At 56.1% G+C, this 16240-nt stretch carries 16 protein-coding genes; 2 read left to right on the forward strand and 14 right to left on the reverse strand.

All coding sequences use genetic code 11. The features are described 5' to 3' along the window. Positions 1-182: 182 nt before the first annotated feature. From PG871_RS08285 to PG871_RS08330, 10 genes are all read right to left on the reverse strand, one after another. Entirely contained in the window at positions 183-1169 is a 987-nt protein-coding gene (locus PG871_RS08285; protein ID WP_270728218.1) for an aldo/keto reductase, read from the reverse strand. A gap of 88 nt (positions 1170-1257) precedes the next feature. Further along, positions 1258-2547, reverse strand: coding sequence for an L-fuconate dehydratase (locus tag PG871_RS08290; RefSeq protein ID WP_270728220.1), 1290 nt, complete (start codon positions 2545-2547; stop codon positions 1258-1260). Next, the gene (locus PG871_RS08295) at positions 2547-3389 is read right to left on the reverse strand and encodes a fumarylacetoacetate hydrolase family protein (protein ID WP_270728222.1); all 843 of its coding nucleotides are present in this window, start codon (positions 3387-3389) and stop codon (positions 2547-2549) included. Before PG871_RS08295 ends, PG871_RS08290 begins: the two co-directional genes overlap by 1 nt. 18 nt (positions 3390-3407) lie before the next feature. Beyond that, positions 3408-4160, reverse strand: a complete 753-nt coding sequence (locus PG871_RS08300; RefSeq protein ID WP_270728225.1) for an SDR family oxidoreductase — start codon at positions 4158-4160, stop codon at positions 3408-3410. 1 nt (position 4161) lies between these two features. Further along, positions 4162-4494 carry an L-rhamnose mutarotase gene (locus PG871_RS08305; protein ID WP_270728226.1) on the reverse strand — a complete coding sequence of 111 codons (333 nt, stop codon included), beginning with the start codon at positions 4492-4494 and terminating at the stop codon, positions 4162-4164. Then, positions 4491-5600, reverse strand: a complete 1110-nt coding sequence (locus PG871_RS08310) for a mandelate racemase/muconate lactonizing enzyme family protein (RefSeq protein ID WP_270728229.1) — start codon at positions 5598-5600, stop codon at positions 4491-4493. The genes PG871_RS08305 and PG871_RS08310 overlap by 4 nt, the downstream gene beginning before the upstream one ends. 4 nt (positions 5601-5604) lie before the next feature. Then, positions 5605-6693 (reverse strand): ABC transporter ATP-binding protein, encoded by a 1089-nt coding sequence (locus tag PG871_RS08315; RefSeq protein ID WP_270728231.1) that lies wholly within the window; start codon positions 6691-6693, stop codon positions 5605-5607. 5 nt (positions 6694-6698) lie between these two features. Beyond that, the gene (locus tag PG871_RS08320; protein ID WP_270728234.1) at positions 6699-7562 is read right to left on the reverse strand and encodes a carbohydrate ABC transporter permease; all 864 of its coding nucleotides are present in this window, start codon (positions 7560-7562) and stop codon (positions 6699-6701) included. Positions 7563-7567: 5 nt separating this feature from the next. Then, on the reverse strand, positions 7568-8461 hold the full coding sequence (locus PG871_RS08325; protein ID WP_270728237.1) for a carbohydrate ABC transporter permease: 894 nt from the start codon (positions 8459-8461) through the stop codon (positions 7568-7570). Positions 8462-8531: 70 nt separating this feature from the next. Next, positions 8532-9854: an extracellular solute-binding protein gene (locus PG871_RS08330; protein WP_270728238.1), complete on the reverse strand. Its 1323-nt coding sequence runs from the start codon at positions 9852-9854 to the stop codon at positions 8532-8534. A 183-nt stretch (positions 9855-10037) separates the two neighbouring features. On the opposite strand from PG871_RS08330, the gene PG871_RS08335 reads away from it, so the two are divergent. Together PG871_RS08335 and PG871_RS08340 are read left to right on the forward strand one after the other, a co-directional pair. Next, a complete protein-coding gene (locus PG871_RS08335) occupies positions 10038-10835 on the forward strand; it encodes an IclR family transcriptional regulator (protein WP_270728241.1) in 798 nt (265 codons plus the stop codon). A gap of 43 nt (positions 10836-10878) precedes the next feature. Then, positions 10879-11709, forward strand: a complete 831-nt coding sequence (locus PG871_RS08340; protein ID WP_270728244.1) for an amidohydrolase family protein — start codon at positions 10879-10881, stop codon at positions 11707-11709. A 139-nt stretch (positions 11710-11848) separates the two neighbouring features. On the opposite strand, the gene uxuA is transcribed toward PG871_RS08340, so the two are convergent. From uxuA to PG871_RS08360, 4 genes are read right to left on the reverse strand one after another with little or no spacing between them, the layout of a single operon-like run. Next, positions 11849-13048: a mannonate dehydratase gene (gene uxuA / locus PG871_RS08345; protein WP_270728246.1), complete on the reverse strand. Its 1200-nt coding sequence runs from the start codon at positions 13046-13048 to the stop codon at positions 11849-11851. Continuing rightward, a complete protein-coding gene (locus tag PG871_RS08350; RefSeq protein WP_270728248.1) occupies positions 13045-14148 on the reverse strand; it encodes an ABC transporter ATP-binding protein in 1104 nt (367 codons plus the stop codon). Before PG871_RS08350 ends, uxuA begins: the two co-directional genes overlap by 4 nt. 14 nt (positions 14149-14162) lie before the next feature. Next, on the reverse strand, positions 14163-15215 hold the full coding sequence (locus PG871_RS08355) for a carbohydrate ABC transporter permease (RefSeq protein WP_270728251.1): 1053 nt from the start codon (positions 15213-15215) through the stop codon (positions 14163-14165). Continuing rightward, positions 15208-16176 (reverse strand): carbohydrate ABC transporter permease, encoded by a 969-nt coding sequence (locus PG871_RS08360; RefSeq protein WP_270728254.1) that lies wholly within the window; start codon positions 16174-16176, stop codon positions 15208-15210. Before PG871_RS08360 ends, PG871_RS08355 begins: the two co-directional genes overlap by 8 nt. Positions 16177-16240: the final 64 nt, after the last annotated feature.

Consider the following 16240-nt stretch of genomic DNA (forward strand, 5'->3'; position numbering starts at 1 on the left):
GTCATCGATTTTGGGACGCAATTTTCGCGATTTTCGGAAACCGCGTCCCAAGCTCGATGCCGCTTGGGCAGGTTGAACGCTTGGCTTGGTCGGCTTTGTCACCGATTTTGCGACGGAGTGGGCGGCCCGCTTTCCGATGTCTCGATGCCAAAACAATGACTGCCCTTTGGTGATCGAGAAATTCAAATATGCGCTGGTTTGGAGTTTCGGAAAATCTCGCCAAACCCATCCGGTGGTGGTGTCTTGAGCGCCATCAAATTCCGCTTGAGTGTTGAGGCCTTCGCGGTTCCCATTAACACCGAAGCTGCCAGCTCGTGTTGGTGTGCAAAAAGTAGTGCAGCAGTTGCCAGTGGAATTTCGAGCGAACGCGCCGCCGCTTGAAGTCGAGTGACCTGAGAGCGAACTTCGGGACTCGCGGGTGCGTAATCATAGGTCGCATCTTGGGTTGGCCCAGTAGCCAAAATGCCTGAATTGAATACGCCACCCAGAATAAGGCTGGTGTCTTGCTCGCGGCACATATCCGTCAGGCGGTCTTCTGCAGACCGATCCAAAAGCGTCAGGCGCCCAGCCAAGAGAATGACATCAATTCTTTCCTGAGCCATCACCTCAATGCACACTTCGTTTTCGTTGACACCAAGCCCAAACGCCCGAATGCGCCCTTTCTCTTTCAAGCGCACCAAACGCTCGTGTCCGCTGCCCAAAAAATCTTCCATATGTGCGTCATTGGCCGCGCCATGTGTGTAGCGCCCGAGGTCATGAACAAATGCGATGTCAATCGTTGTGGTTCCCAATCGTTCCATGCTGGTTTCCAGAGACGCCTCAATCCCGTCTCCGGAATAATCGTAGCGGACGTCATTTGGCAGTGGCTCTAAAAACCCATCGGCCTGCGCCATCGGTTTCCCAGGGGACAGAACACGTCCCACTTTCGTGGACAGGACAAAGGCTTCCCGAGGTTTGGTGCTTAGCGCGCTACCTAGCCTCTGTTCCGAAAGCCCACGCCCGTAGTGGGGAGCGGTGTCAAAATATCGAATTCCCGCGTCCCAAGCCGCCGCAATCACATCTTGGACCTGCGTTTCAGGAACTGCCTGATATAGGTTGCCGATGCTGGCACACCCAAAAGAGACTTCGGTTACCCGCACATCTGTTTTGCCAATGGGATTTAGTTTCATGAGACACCTTTGATTAGACAGGTTCGCGGGGCAGGCATTTTTAGATCACGGCACATTTCCGCATCGGGATCGGTTGGATGATAGGCGATTACTCTGCAGCCAAGGAGGGTCGATGTTGATAGGACCGGATCGACTCAGGCTTCATCTCAATCGAAAACCCGGGGGCAGTGGGCGCCTGATAGGCACCATTTTGCACGATGCAGGGATCCACAAAGTGTTCGTGGAGATGATCAACATATTCAATTCGGTTACTGTCTTTTTCGCCCGTCACCGCAACGTAGTCGATCATCGACAAGTGCTGCACATATTCGCATAGCCCAACGCCGCCCGCATGCGGCCAGACTGGCAATCCGAATTTGGCCGCCATCAGCTGTACAGCCAACACCTCATTAAGCCCGCCGAGGCGACAGGAATCGATTTGCACGAAATCAATCGCTTTGTGAGCGATGAACTGTTTGAACAGTATGCGGTTTTGGCACATTTCACCGGTCGCCACCTTGATCGGGGCCACGCCATCACGGATTTTGCGATGCCCCAAAACGTCGTCAGGGCTGGTGGGTTCCTCGATAAACAGGGGCTTGGCGAAGGCAAGTTTTTTGACCCATTCAATCGCCTGATCCACTTCCCAAACTTGGTTCGCGTCGATCATGATGTTCATGTCGTCGCCCAGCTCTTCGCGTGCGATTGTGAGACGGCGAATGTCATCCTGCAGATCGCGCCCTACTTTGAATTTCGTGTGGGTAAATCCGGCCTCTCGCGCCTCTCGACACAGCCGCCGCAGTTTTTCGTCTGAATAGCCCAACCAACCAGCAGAGGTGGTGTAACAAGGATATCCCTCAGCCCGCAATTTTGCGATGCGATCGAGTTTACCGGGTTCCGCCTTGCGCAGAATGTCCAGCGCTTCGTCTGGGGTTAGAACGTCGCTAATGTAGCGGAAATCAATCAGGGCGACGATTTCCTCAGGCGACATTTCCCCGACCAGTTGCCAGACGGGTTTACCCGCTTCTTTGGCCAAAAGATCCCAAACCGCATTCACGACGGCACCTGTCGCGAGGTGGATGGCACCTTTGTCCGGACCGATCCAGCGTAGTTGGCTGTCTCCGGTGACATGACGCCAGAACCGGCCCATGTCTTGCCGGATCCACTCAAGGTCCACGCCCACCAAAAGATGTTGCATGGCATTGATGGCTGCAACACAGATGTCGTTGCCGCGCCCGATTGTGAACGTAAGACCGTGACCTTGGTGCGCGCCGTCGGTCTCAAGCACAACATATGCCGCAGAGTAGTCGGGATCGGGGTTCATAGCATCCGACCCATCGAGGGAATCCGATGTCGGGAACCGCAGATCGTGGGTTCGCAGGGCGGTGATTTGAACCATCAGCCCGCCACCACTGTCTGTGTTTGAACCCCCAACCCTTCGATGCCCAATTCCATTTTGTCCCCGGGTTTGAGGTAGGTTTCAGGGCTTTGCCCCATGCCAACGCCGGGAGGCGTGCCGGTAGAGATCACGTCTCCGGGCTGTAGGCTCATGAATTGTGAGAGATGCGAGATCACGGTGGCGACGTCAAAGTGCATCGTGTTGGTGGCGCCGTTTTGATAGCGGTGGCCATTTACCTCAAGATACATCGCCAAGTTCTGCGGATCTGCCACCTCGTCGCGGGTCACCAACCAAGGGCCAATTGGACCAAAGGTGTCGCAGGATTTGCCTTTGACCCATTGACCAGAACGATGCAGCTGGAAGTCGCGCTCGGAGAGGTCGTTGACGACGCAGTAGCCTGCGACATGATCCAATGCGTCTTCTTTGCTGACGTATTTGGTCTGTTTGCCAATCACCACGCCCAATTCGACCTCCCAGTCGGATTTGACCGAATTTCGTGGAATTTCGACGTCGTCGTTGGGACCGCAAATGGCGGAGGTCGCCTTGAAAAAGATCACCGGCTCTTCCGGGAGAGCCATGCCAGATTCAGCGGCGTGGTCCGCGTAGTTCAATCCGATGCAAATGAATTTTCCGACCTGCCCAACACAGGCCCCGATACGGGGATTGCCGGAGACCAAAGGCAAGCTGGTTGGATCCAACGCGCGCAATTGCTTCAGAACGTCATCGCCCAGTGCGTCACCGGACAGATCGGCAACTTCGGCCGAAAGGTCACGGATGTTTCCGTCTGTATCCAGAAGGCCAGGCTTCTCTGCCCCCAATGGGCCAAATCGCAACAGTTTCATTTCTTGTTCTCCTTGAATTCAAATGGTCCAGCCGCCATCGATGGCGAGGGCCTGTCCTGTGGTGAAAGCGCTGTCATCGGACGCCAAATATAGCGCCAATGCCGCGATTTCCTCGGGTGTTCCGATCCGCCCCATGGGTTGGCGCGCGATAAAGTCTTTTAGTGCAGTTTCATAGTCACCGGTGGCCCGTAATCTGTCGTGCATCGAAGGGCTGTCCACAGTGCCTGGGCAAATCGCGTTACACCGCACGCCCTTGGTGATGTAGTCGGCCGCCACCGCTTTGGTCAGTCCGATCACGGCCGCCTTGGATGCGCCATAGGCAAAGCGATTGGGCACGCCGAGCATGGAAGACGCCACCGAAGAAATGTTGATGATCGAGCCGCCACCATTTTCCAGCATCGCCGGCAAGGTTAGCTTGATCAGCCGATACATGGATTTCACGTTGAGCTCGAAACTGAAGTCCCAATCCTTCTCGGAACACTCCAAGATATCTCCGTGGGCGACATATCCTGCGCAGTTGAACAAGACATCCAACGCCGGCAGATCCGCGACCGCCGCGGAGACCGCTGCCCCGTCAGTGACGTCCAACTTGTAAGGGGTGATCCCCTTGATTTCCGAGAGCTCTGCAAGTGCATCGTCATTGATATCACTTGCAATGACCTTGCCCCCCTTTGCTGCAAAGAGCTCGGCAGTGGCGCGCCCGATGCCTTGACCGGCTGCAGTGATCAATATGGTTTTTCCGGCCAGTCGGCCTTGTGTTTCAGTCATCATCTCAATCCGTGTGAAAAACTTCTTCCATCATCGCCCACTGCTCGCCATCGGCGCGCGAGGCGAGTGGAGATTGGCAAGGGTCCGTGTAGGTCCACCATTCCTGAGTGCGCGGATCTGTGGCCATTTTCGCCATATCTGAGGCAAAATCGCTGCCGTGATACTCCCAGTAACCGAAAAGGATGTTTTCCGGTTCGCGCAGAAAGATTGTGTAGTTGCGAATGCCGCTGGCTTTTATTTTGGCCAAGACATCAGGCCAGACAGCCGCGTGCAGGCGTTTGTATTCGGCGATCATCTCGGGCTTCACCGCGATCACCATACCCATACGTTGCATCATGCGTGTTCCTTGATCGTGATCGGACTTGCTAGTGCATCAAGGCGCGCCCAATCCCACTTGATGCCAAGGCCGGGAACGTCGCTGACATGGGCCACACCGTCTTCGATCCGCATACCCTCTTCGGTGATGCCATCAAGTTGCGGGATGTACTCCAGCCACTTGGCATTCGGGATGGCGCAGACCAACGGCAGGTGCAGCTCCATCAGGAAGTGTGGACAGACCATAACGTTGAAGGCTTCCGCCATATGCGCCACCTTGAGCCAGGGTGTGATACCGCCGATCCTTGCCACATCAACCTGTACGATCGAAGCCGCACCGGCCTGCAAATAGTCCTTGAATTGGCTGAGGGAATACATGCTTTCACCCACGGCAATCGGCACAGACGTACTCCGCGCCAGTTGGGTGTGGGCGGCAACATCATCTGCGGGCAACGGTTCTTCGAACCAGCCGATGCCAAGCTCTTCGAGCATAGGGGCGCGCCGGATTGCCTCGGAAAGAGTGAAGCCCTGATTGCCGTCCGTGAAGATTTCGTAGCCGGGTCCAACCGCCTCACGCACCGCCGAAAGGCGCGCTGCATCTTCGGAAATATGGGGACGGCCAATCTTGATTTTGGATCCCTTAAAGCCCGCATCCTGCATTTCCAAAGCGTCATCGACCAAAGCCTCGGGGCTAAGATGTAGCCAGCCGCCTTCTGTGGAATAAAGCGGGATTTTGTCTCGGCTACCACCTGCGGCCTTCCAAAGTGGCAATCCTTGCTTGCGGCACTTCAAGTCCCAGAGTGCGGTGTCGATTGCCGCCAACGCAAGGGATGTGATTGCGCCCACCGCTGTGGCGTGGGTGACAAACAAAAGATCGCGCCAAATACCATCGATCCGGTCTGGATCCTGACCGATCAGGCGAGGTGCAAGCGTGTGTTCCAGCAGCGCCATAACAGACGGACCACCTGTACCAATGGTGTAGCTGTAACCCGTCCCGACGGCGCCGTCGCTGTCATAGATGGTCAGTATCGGTGTTTCTTGAGAGACAAAGGTTTGGATCGCGTCAATCCGCTCCACTTTGGGAACCAGATCGACCATCCGCAACTCTACGTGGGTAATGACTGACATTTACTCACCTCCGAATAGCGTGCCCGGACTGGGCATCAAAAACATGACATTTGTCCAGCATCAGGCGGAAATTCATTTTCTCACCCGGACGTACAGGACGCGGGTTGAACATTTTGCCCTGCACTTCGACACCGGCCATGTTGGTAAACAGAAGCGTTTCAGTGCCCAGTGGTTCCGTGAGTGTGACCGCAAGATCAAGTTCATAAACCGCGCCGTCTTCGTCGACGGCATGGCCGGCTGGCATCAGGTTGTCTGCCCGAAACCCGAACTTAATGGCTTGCCCCTCACTAAGCCGCCCTGCAGTGGTGGGCACGGGCAAAGTCACGCCACCGTCCAGCACGATCTGGCCGTCCTCAACAACCCCGTCAACTAGGTTCATAGGTGGCGAGCCAATGAAGGTCGCGACGAACGTATCAACCGGTGCGTTGAACAATTCCAGCGGGGTGCCAACTTGAACGATGTGACCGTCCCGCATCAACACAATCCGATCTGCCAGCGTCATGGCCTCGATTTGGTCGTGCGTCACATAGATGATCGTGCTTTCGACCTTCTGGTGCAGCTTTTTGATTTCGACCCGCATCTGCGTGCGCAGCTTTGCGTCCAAGTTAGACAAAGGCTCATCAAACAAGAACACATCGGGGTGGCGCACAATCGCACGGCCCATGGCGACGCGTTGGCGTTGACCACCGGAGAGGGCTGCGGGTTTGCGGTCCATCAACTCATCCAAGCCGAGGATCTGCGCGGCCTCGTTTACCGCCTCGGTGATTTCGGCCCCGGGCCGTTTGGCGATCTTCAAACTAAACCCGAGGTTTTCACGGACTGTCATGTGCGGGTAGAGCGCATAGTTCTGGAACACCATTGAAATATTGCGCTCGCGGGGCGGCAGGTCATTCACCACCCGACCTCCGATGGAAACTTCACCACCCGAGATATCCTCAAGCCCTGCAATCATCCGCAGGGTCGTGGACTTGCCGCAGCCCGACGGCCCGACCAGCACGACGAACTCGCCGTCCTGAATATCAAGGTCAATTCCGTGCACCGCCTGAAGCGCGCCGTACTTTTTTACAACATTGGAAAGGGTTACTTCGGTCATTTCGGTTATCCTTTGACGCCGCCGAAAGTCAGGCCGGCGATCAAGTGTTTTTGCACGATAAAGGTGAGGATCAGGGCAGGGACGATCATCAAAACCGCCAAGGCACACATGCCGCCCCAGTTGATTGTGAATTCTGCCGTAAAGTCGAGCAGGCCTACGGGCATGGTCTTGGAGCCGACCGAGCGGGTCAGTTGCGATGCCAATGCAAATTCGTTCCAAGACGTCAGGAAGGCAAAGATGCCTGCCGAAGCGACACCAGAGCGCGCCACAGGGAATTCCACCTTCCAAAACGCCTGCCAGCGGGTGCAGCCGTCTATTTCAGCGGCTTCGTGCAATTCTTTTGGGATCTGCCTGAAGAACCCGTCCGTTAGCCAAATGGTGAAAGGCACGTTCATCGCCACGTAGGCCAGGATCAGGCCGAAGTGCGTGTCGATGATGCCGACCTTTGCAAAGACGATGAACAAGGGCAGCGAAAGCGCCACACCGGGCACTGCCCGAAAGAGCATAAGCCCGACAAAATAGCTGTTTTTGCCCCAGAAACGGTACCGCGCAAAGGCGTACCCACCTGACATCCCGATCAGAATTGCGATGAATGTCGACGTCACCGACACGATCAGGGAGTTCCTGAAGTAACTGAAGACCGGAACGCCACCTTCGCCCGCGCCAGCGAACATGGCGCGGTAGTGGTCCAGAGTGAAGCTGGGCACCCAAACGGGCGGTTTTGCCATGATCTCTACCGTGGGACGGAAGGAGTTCAGGACAATCCACAGCCCCGGCACACAGATGACCAACATGGTTAGGAACAGGCCGATGAAGTGCGCTGTCTTGAGCAGGCGGCGGCGATTGCGATGTGCTTGATTACGATCCATGTGACTTACCCCGCCATGCCCAACTCGGCGCGTGCGGCACTGAGTTTGCGGAAGAAATAGACGGTGAAAAGGATGGACAGGATAATGGAGACATAGCCCATGGCATTGGCAAGCCCCATTCGGGCGTCCACATAACCGGTGCGGCTCATTAAGGTCCAAAGAAGCTCTGTCCGGCGCGCGGGGCCACCACCGGTCATGATCTGCACAATGTCATAAGCGCGCGCCACATCGAGGCTGCGAATGGTCATCGCGATGTAGATAAACGGCATCAGGAACGGCAGTGTTATGTGGCGAAAGCTCTGCCATGGTGTGCACCCGTCGACCTTGGCGGCCTCCAGCGGATCGCGCGGCATGGCGAAAAGCCCAGCCAAGATCAGGATTGCAAACACCGATGTGCTCATCCAGATTTCGGCAAACATGATCGAAAACATCGCCAGCTTTCCATCCACGAGCCAAGGCAAAGCGGCGTTGAACCCCATGGATTGCAGGACGTTGTTCACGAGACCAATGTTGTCATTAAAGATGAACTTGAACTGAAACCCGACGAGGATCGGCGAAAACATCATCGGGAACATCAAAATGGTGCGCAGCGTGCGCTGCCCCCAAGTTACCTTGTTCATCATCAAGGCAATGCCGAGCCCAAGAAGCAGTTCGAGGTTCAGAACGATGGTCAGGAACAAAACGGTCCGACCAAAAGCCGCCCAGAACTTGGCGTCGCTCAGGATTTTTTCGTAATTATAGGTTCCGACCCATTTCCACAGCGTGGACGGGCGCGTCAGCTTGTAGGGCGTAAAGCTGGAATAGAGCGAGAACAGGAGCGGGATCAGGACGACTGCGGCGATCACAATAATCGCGGGCAACAGTAGGACTAACCACTCGGGCAAGCGGCGACGGGTCATTTCACACCTTTGTGTAGATCTAGGGTCGGATCAAAAGCAGGACACCCCGCTTTTGATCCTAGAGGGCGACTTAGTAGTAGCCCGACTCTCGCATCAGTTCGTCTACGGCCTCTGCCGCATCGTCCAACGCTTCTTTTACAGTTTTGTCGCCCACAATGGCCGCCTGCAGTTCAGGGAAAACGATATTGGTGGTTTCGCCCCATTCCGGAATTGGCGGCACGGCGAAGGCATATTCGGCGCCTTCAGCAAAGGCTGCCAAAGCTTCGGCACGGAATGCGTCGTCTCCGGATTTTGCTGCAGCCACGTTTGCTTCCCAAACCGCTGAGCGTGTGGGCAACGATCCACCGGCGCTTTCAGCCAGCTGGCTTTCTTCGCTGGTCAGAAACATCACCAGAGAGGCCGCGGCCTCTTTGTTGGCGCAGTCGCTCGTGACAGAGAAGCCGTGGTGACCGGACCAACCCGTGCGCGTGACCGAGCCCATAGGCTGAACGGCGACGCCAACATTGCCCGCTGCTTTGGACGATTCCGGATCATTAAAGAACCCGGCCCAGCCTGGCCAATCCAGATTTAGGGCCACTGTTCCTGAGGCAAAGCCTTGCCCCAAATCATCCCAGACATAGGACGTTGTTCCGGCAGGAACCGCCTTGGCGGTGTAGAGATCAACAAACCACTGCAAAGCGCGCTGACCGGCATCCGAGTTAAAGATCGGCTTGTTGTTTTCATCAAGGTAGTTGCCACCCTCGGCGACAACCATCTCATAAAAACGGCCTACGATGGCTTCGTCTTTGCCGGCATACTGCGTGCCGTAGAAGTTTGGCGGATCGGCAAAGAAGATCGCCTGATCCTTCACTTGCTCCCATGTGTCGGGAACCGCGAGATCATATCCGTACTCAGACTTAAAGGCTGCGGCTTTTTCTGCGTCTTCATAGTTGGACTTCAAATAATACAGCACCGACACATCAAACTGCGCGCGCGGCAGCATGAGCAATTCGCCACCAACGGTAGACGCGCCAATGTTGCCCGCAACAAATCCGGCTACCACGTCTGATGGCACCAGATCGTTCAGGTCCACATAAAGACCCTCATACTGGGGCGCGAAAGACGAATGGTTGGAGCCAACGCACCAATCGGTGGTTCCCGCAGCCATGTCAGATTTAATCTCTTTGTCGATCTCAAAGTGGCTCTTCTTGGAGATGATGCTCACACTCGCGCCGGTTGCTGCTTCCCACTCAGCAATGCGGCCATAAAGCCCCTCGTACTGCTGACCCCCAATGAGTTTTGCTTCGACGGTCACGCCAGCGTGGTCACCCCAGTCGGCCGCCAAGACCGATTCGGATGCGGCGACAAGCGCCGAGCACGCCATCAAACCCCTAAAAATAATAGATTTTTGCATCATTTCCTCCCTTTGATGCCGGTCCTAGTCGCCGTCTCCTTCGACAACTTGTATTTGCATGTAAAACATTTGTTCATAAATAAATCAACCTTGACTTGGGCTCCCACTAAAGCAAAACTCCCTTATAAGGATGGCGCAGCCCTACATGTGGGGGCTGGATGAACGTGGATGACAGGGAATGGAATGGCTGAGAAAGACGACAAATACCGCGCGCCGGCATTGGAAAAAGGCTTGGACATCATTGAATTGCTGGCCAGCCACGGCGAAGGCCTGACGCAGGGGGAATTGGCCAAGGCATTGGAGCGCTCTCCCAGCGAAATCTATCGGATGCTTTCCACGCTTGTTCGGCGGGACTATGTGATCCGGTCCCTTTCCGGTGATCGTTATTCCCTAAGCTTGAAGATGTTTTCGATCAGCCAGCGCCATCCACCGATCGGCCGCGTTATTGAGGCCGCGTTGCCCCGCATGAGGGCGGTCACACGCAAGGCTTGGCAATCCTGCCATATGGGCATGGAAAGCAACGGCGACATCGTGATCGTCGCTTCAGCCGAGTCGCCGGGTAACTGGGGATTAGCCCTGAAAACCGGAACTGTAATTGGCTTGTGGAACACTGGCACGGGGCGGGTTCTCACCGCATTTCGTCCCGACGAGGAAATTGAGGATCTGGTCGCAAAGCACCGCCCCGCTGTTGGGGAGCCTGCTTTGAACAGGGCTGATTTTGACTCCCACATCGCGCGTATCCGCGCAGCGGGATTTGAAAAAATGCCGTCGGACACAGCGATTGGCGTCACCAATATCGCCTTTCCGATCTTTGGTCCTTCCGGAAACGCGGCAGCCGTTCTTTCATGCCCGTACTTGGAACGCGTCGACGACCTCGAGGTGCCCAGCGTTGACGAAGTCGTTGAGCTATACGGAGCCTTGGCCTTGGAATTGACGGCGATTTACGGCGGCAAAGCACCGAACTTTCAATCGCATACCTAAGCCCGCGGTTCGCGGAAACCCGCCAGTCGAAGGGACACAAGTTATGATCATTGACGCACACCAGCACTTTTGGAAGCTCGACCGAGGCGATTATTCTTGGCTGAAACCCGAATTTACGGCCCTGTATCGTGATTTTGAACCGCATGATTTACGGCCACTTCTGGATGCTGCTGAAGTAGATGGCACCATTGCGGTTCAAGCCGCCGACACCGAAGCCGAGACACGTTTCCTTTTGTCGCTTGCAGATCAGCACGAATGGATCGTCGGGGTCGTCGGGTGGACGGACCTGGAAGCAGACGACGCATCTGCGGCCATCGCAAATTTGGCGCAACGCGGGAAACTGGTCGGCCTGCGCCCAATGATTCAGGACATTGCAGATGATGCATGGATGCTCAAGGAGAGCCTGCGTCCGGCCATTCGGTCAATGGTCGAGCACGATCTGACGTTTGACGCATTGGTGCACCCTCGCCACCTTGATCACCTAGCGACGTTTCTGAATAGATACCCGGACCTGCGCGTCGTGATTGACCACGGAGCAAAGCCGGACATCGGAGGTCAACGATTTGAAGGCTGGGCCGAGAAATTGTCTGCAATAGCTGATCGTCAAAATGTCTTTTGCAAACTGTCGGGGCTTGTCACCGAGGCAGCCACTAACTGGCAGCCAAGCGACCTCGCGCCTTATATCTCGCATATCGAACAAATTTTTGGACCGGATCGTACGTTGTTTGGTTCAGATTGGCCGGTTTTAAATCTGGCTTCTGACTACGCCTCTTGGAAAGAGATTGCGGACAAATCCTTTGGTGGAAATGTGGTGGATATCTACACGTCATCAATCGAAGCCGCGTACCCTCGTGTAGGGGAAGTTAGCACTTAACCACTGTTTTGAAGCCAACATCTGATCCCGAAAATCTTTCTTAAGAAAGACGCCGGGCTCGGTTGGGGCGGAAAGATCACCCCCCCTCAATCGACATTTGAAGTGGATTTGCGCAGATGTGTTACGCGCAACTTATTGTTTATGCAGACAAGGAAGCCATAATCCCTCGCAGTTCTGCCAATCCCTTTGCACGGCCAACGAGCGGGTATCCGGGCATGCTGTCAGTGTTGAGATCGTGCAGAATATCCTGACCGTGATCGGGGCGCATGGGGATTTGGCTATCAGTGCGGCCTGCTGATTTTCGGCGGGCTTCTTCAGCCAGCAATGCGCGGATCGTTCCGACCATGTTGGTATCACCTTCAAGGTGCATTGCCTCATAAAAGCTGGTTTTGTCACCGTCGGTTGGCGCGTGGCGGGTGGTGTTGCGCAGGTGGGCAAAATGGATGCGAGGGCCGAGGCGGCGCACGAAGTCGGGGCCGTCGAAGGTGGGGTCGACGCCAAGCGAGCCTGTGCAGAGGGTGGCGCCATTGGCGATGCTGTCGATGGACCCAATCACGGTCTCATAGTCCTTTACGGATGACATGACGCGGGGCATTCCCAAAAGGGGAAAGGGCGGGTCGTCGGGGTGGCAGCACATGCGCATGCCTAGCTCTTCGGCGAGGGGCACAACTTGCGACAAAAAGTCGATCAGATTGCTGCGCAGCTTGTCGGAGTCGATGTCGCGATATGTGTCCAAAAGGGCGGCGACCTCGGTCACCGTCCAGTTGTCGTTGGCGCCGGGTAGGCCCGCGACAATGTTGTTTTGCAAAGTTTTTCTGGCCATTTCATCCATGGACGCAAAGCGGATTTCGGCGATGGATAGGGTGTCTGATGTATAGTCGTCGCGCGCCGCGGCCCGTTTGAGCAGAAACAGATCGAAGATCGCGAAATCAATCACGTCAAAGGACATCGCAGTGCCGCCATGCGCCATTTTTGCGGCCAGATTGGTGCGGGTCCAATCCAGCACTGGCATGAAATTGTAGCACACAGTCTGCAAGCCACAGGCGGCCAAGTTGCGCAGGCTGTCCTTATAGGATGTGATGTGGGCGGCGTAATCCGCGCCCTGCGTTTTGAGAGTCTCTGATACTGGAAGGCTTTCGACAACCTCCCATGAAAGACCCGTTTCCTGACCGTTCGGTGTGGCAATTTCGGCCTGCCGTTTGCGGATTTCAGGCACTGTCCAAACCGCGCCGGGCGGGATGTGATGCAAGGCGGTGACGATGCCTTCGACGCCGATCTGAGGCAGATCTGCGACGTTGATTGTGTCCGCCGGGCCAAACCAGCGCCATGTCTGTTTCATGTCGGTATCCCGTCGGTATCGCGGCGGTGTGATTTTCCGCTGTCGGTATCAAAAAGATGCAACGCATCTGTGGCCACAGCCAAGGCAATTTTGTCGCCTTCCCGGATCGTGGTCTGCCCCTGTGAGTGCACCGTGATTTTCTCACCCTCTGCCGTGAGAGCATACAAATAGCTTTCGCCGCCAAGTTTTTCGACAGTGACCACTTCGGCGTGGATGTCATGCGGGCCAGTGGCGTCGGCGCTCACAACTTTCAGCCCATCGGGACGCACGCCCAGTGTCACGGCGGCACCTTCGGTGATGTCAAAGCCGGTGGCGGGCAGAGCGAGGCGGTCGCCTTTGGGCAAAATCAAGTCGGCGCCGGAAACTGTGCCGGCAAAGAAGTTCATGCGAGGCGAGCCGATAAAGCCCGCGACAAACATATTGGCGGGTGTGTTGTAAAGATCGAGCGGGCGGCCGAACTGTTCGACCTCGCCGGCGCGCAACACGGCGATTTTGTCGGCCATAGTCATCGCTTCGACTTGATCGTGGGTCACGTAGATCATGGTGTTGCCAAGGCGGCCATGCAGACGGGAAATTTCACCGCGCATTTCCACACGCAGCTCGGCATCAAGATTTGAGAGCGGTTCGTCAAACAGGAACACACGCGGTTCGCGCACCACGGCGCGGCCAATAGCGACTCGCTGACGCTGACCGCCCGACAGGTCTTTGGGGCGGCGGTCCAGCAGCTCGTCGATTTGCAGCATCTTGGCGACCTGATCGGTTTTGGCGGTGATCTCGGCCTTGGCGGTCTTGAGGTTCTCAAGGCCGAAGGTCAGGTTCTGGCGCACCGACATATGCGGATAAAGCGCATAAGATTGGAATACCATCGCGAGGCCGCGATCGGCTGCGCCAAGATTGTTGACCACTTCGCCGTCAATTTCACAGGTGCCGTCGGTGATGTCCTCTAGGCCCGAGATCATCCTCAGCAACGTAGATTTGCCACAGCCAGAGGGGCCGACGAAGACGCAGAATTCTCCGTGTTTGACCTGCATGCTGACGCCTTTGATCACCTCTACGGCGCCGTAGGATTTTTTCACGTTGTTGAGTGTGAGGTCGGCCATGTCGGGTCTCTCTTCTATTTGCCGCCGGTGGAGGCGATGCCGGTGGCGATGTATTTTTGCAGGAAGGCAAAGACCAAGGCGATGGGCGTGAGCGTCAGGATGGTCATGGCCAGCAGGTTGGACCATTCGGTGTCCAGCTCGCCTTGAAAGGAGTTGAGCGCCAGTTGCAGGGTGTAGTTTTCATTGCGGCTGAGCGCGATCAGGGGCCAGAGGAAGTCGTTCCAGCGCCACATGATGGCGAGGATCGCCAGAACGGCAATCGCGGGGGCAGAGAGCGGCAAGATAATACGCCAGTAGATTTTCCATTCGCTGGCTTTGTCCATGCGGGCGGCATCAAGGATTTCATCGGGAATGGTCAGCATATATTGGCGCAGTAGGAACACGCCCGTGGGTGTGGCGGCACCGGGCAGGATGACGCCCCAGAGCGTGTCGATGAGGTAGAGTTCCTTGGCGATCATAAAGAGCGGCACAAGCACCACGGTTTGCGGCACCATCAAAACGCCGATCACCAAAGCCAACACAAGCGTGCGGCCACGGAATTCGTATTTTGACAGGGCAAAGGCGGCCATCGAGTTAAAGATCAACATGATGATCGTGGCCGTCAGGGTGATGAAGGTCGAGTTCCAGAAGTACCGCAGGAAATCGAATTTCTCAAAAAGTTCGGTGTAGTTTTCGGTGGCCAAAGCGACGCGTTCGACCGCCTCGCGTTCCGAGGTTTTGATTTTGAACGTCTCGGTCGGGTTTTCAGGGTCCACCACCTTGGCCGACAGCCCGATGCGTTTGACCTGTGCCACGGTGCGGCCTGCGTGCTCGCCCTCGGTCACGGTGTAAAGCGGCAGCGGGTCGTCATAGCCGGTGACAGTGATCATTTCCTGTTTGTAGGGCAGCAGGCGCGGCGGGAAGGAGTTGAGTTCGGCTTCGGTTTTGAAAGAACTGGCCAAGAGCCACAGCACGGGGCCGAACATCAGCGCGACGCCAAGAAAGAGATAGCCGTAGGTCAGCCAATCCATGATGTCTGGGCCGTTGCGACCGCGGGTGCGGGTGAGGAAAGTGTTAATCTTACCCATCGGCGTTTTTCCTTGTGGCCCAGAGTTGCAGGCCGGTCAGCACCACCAGCACCAGCGCCAGCATGATCGAGGCAGCAGATGCGAGGCCAAAGAGGCGCGGGGCACCAGCGAAGCCGGTTTCATAGACGTATTGAATGAGCAGCGTGGTTGCAGAACCGGGTCCGCCTCCGGAGAAGGCATAAACTTCGTCAAAGGTTTGCACGCCTTTGATCAGCGCCAGCACCATGACCACGAGCATTGTGGGCATCAGCAGAGGCAAGGTGATGCGGTAAAACGTGCGGAAGGGCGTAGCGGCGTCCATTAAGGCGGCCTCATAGACATCGCGGGGGATGGCTTGCAAGCCAGCCAGAAGGATCAGGGTATAAAACCCCATATGCGCCCAGATCGACAGGAAGACCGACCAGAAGAATGTCCATTCCCGCTCGAGCATCCAGAGAACGGGTTCAAGTCCTATTGCGTCCAATCCAGCGTTCATCAGCCCGTGGCGTTGCAAGATCCATTTCCAGATTAGGGCCACCACAACAGGCGACAGCAGAACGGGAAAGAAGAAGACAGAGCGGAAGAAACCACGTGCGCGAATGTCGCGGTTCAGCACCAGAGCAGTGAGCAGCGAAAAGCCGATCATAAAGCCGACCTGCAACACGATGAACCAGCCGGTGTTGTGCACGGCGCGCCAAAAGAGATCCTTTTGGCAGGTATTGGGATCAAGGTAGTTGTCACAACTCGCCAGCACGGCGAAGTTGTCCGCCCCCACAAAGGCACGGTCGCGCAGCAGGATCTGATCGCCGCCGGTCAGGGCATAAACCACGTTCAGAAACACCGGAAGAAAGGCAAAAAGAAAGAACAGGATCAGGTTCGGGGCCAGAAAGACCCAGGCGAGGTGTTTGATACCGAGGATGCGTTGCAAAAACGCCATCGGGATTTCAAACACGCGCATGATGGATGTCAGCAGTCCGAGCATCTGAGTGACCTGTTGTAAAAAGGGTAGGGTGCGCGCCCGCGCAGGGAGTCGCGGACGCGCGCTT

It is taken from the genome of Shimia sp. Alg240-R146, assembly GCF_947331465.1.
Lineage (GTDB): Bacteria > Pseudomonadota > Alphaproteobacteria > Rhodobacterales > Rhodobacteraceae > Shimia.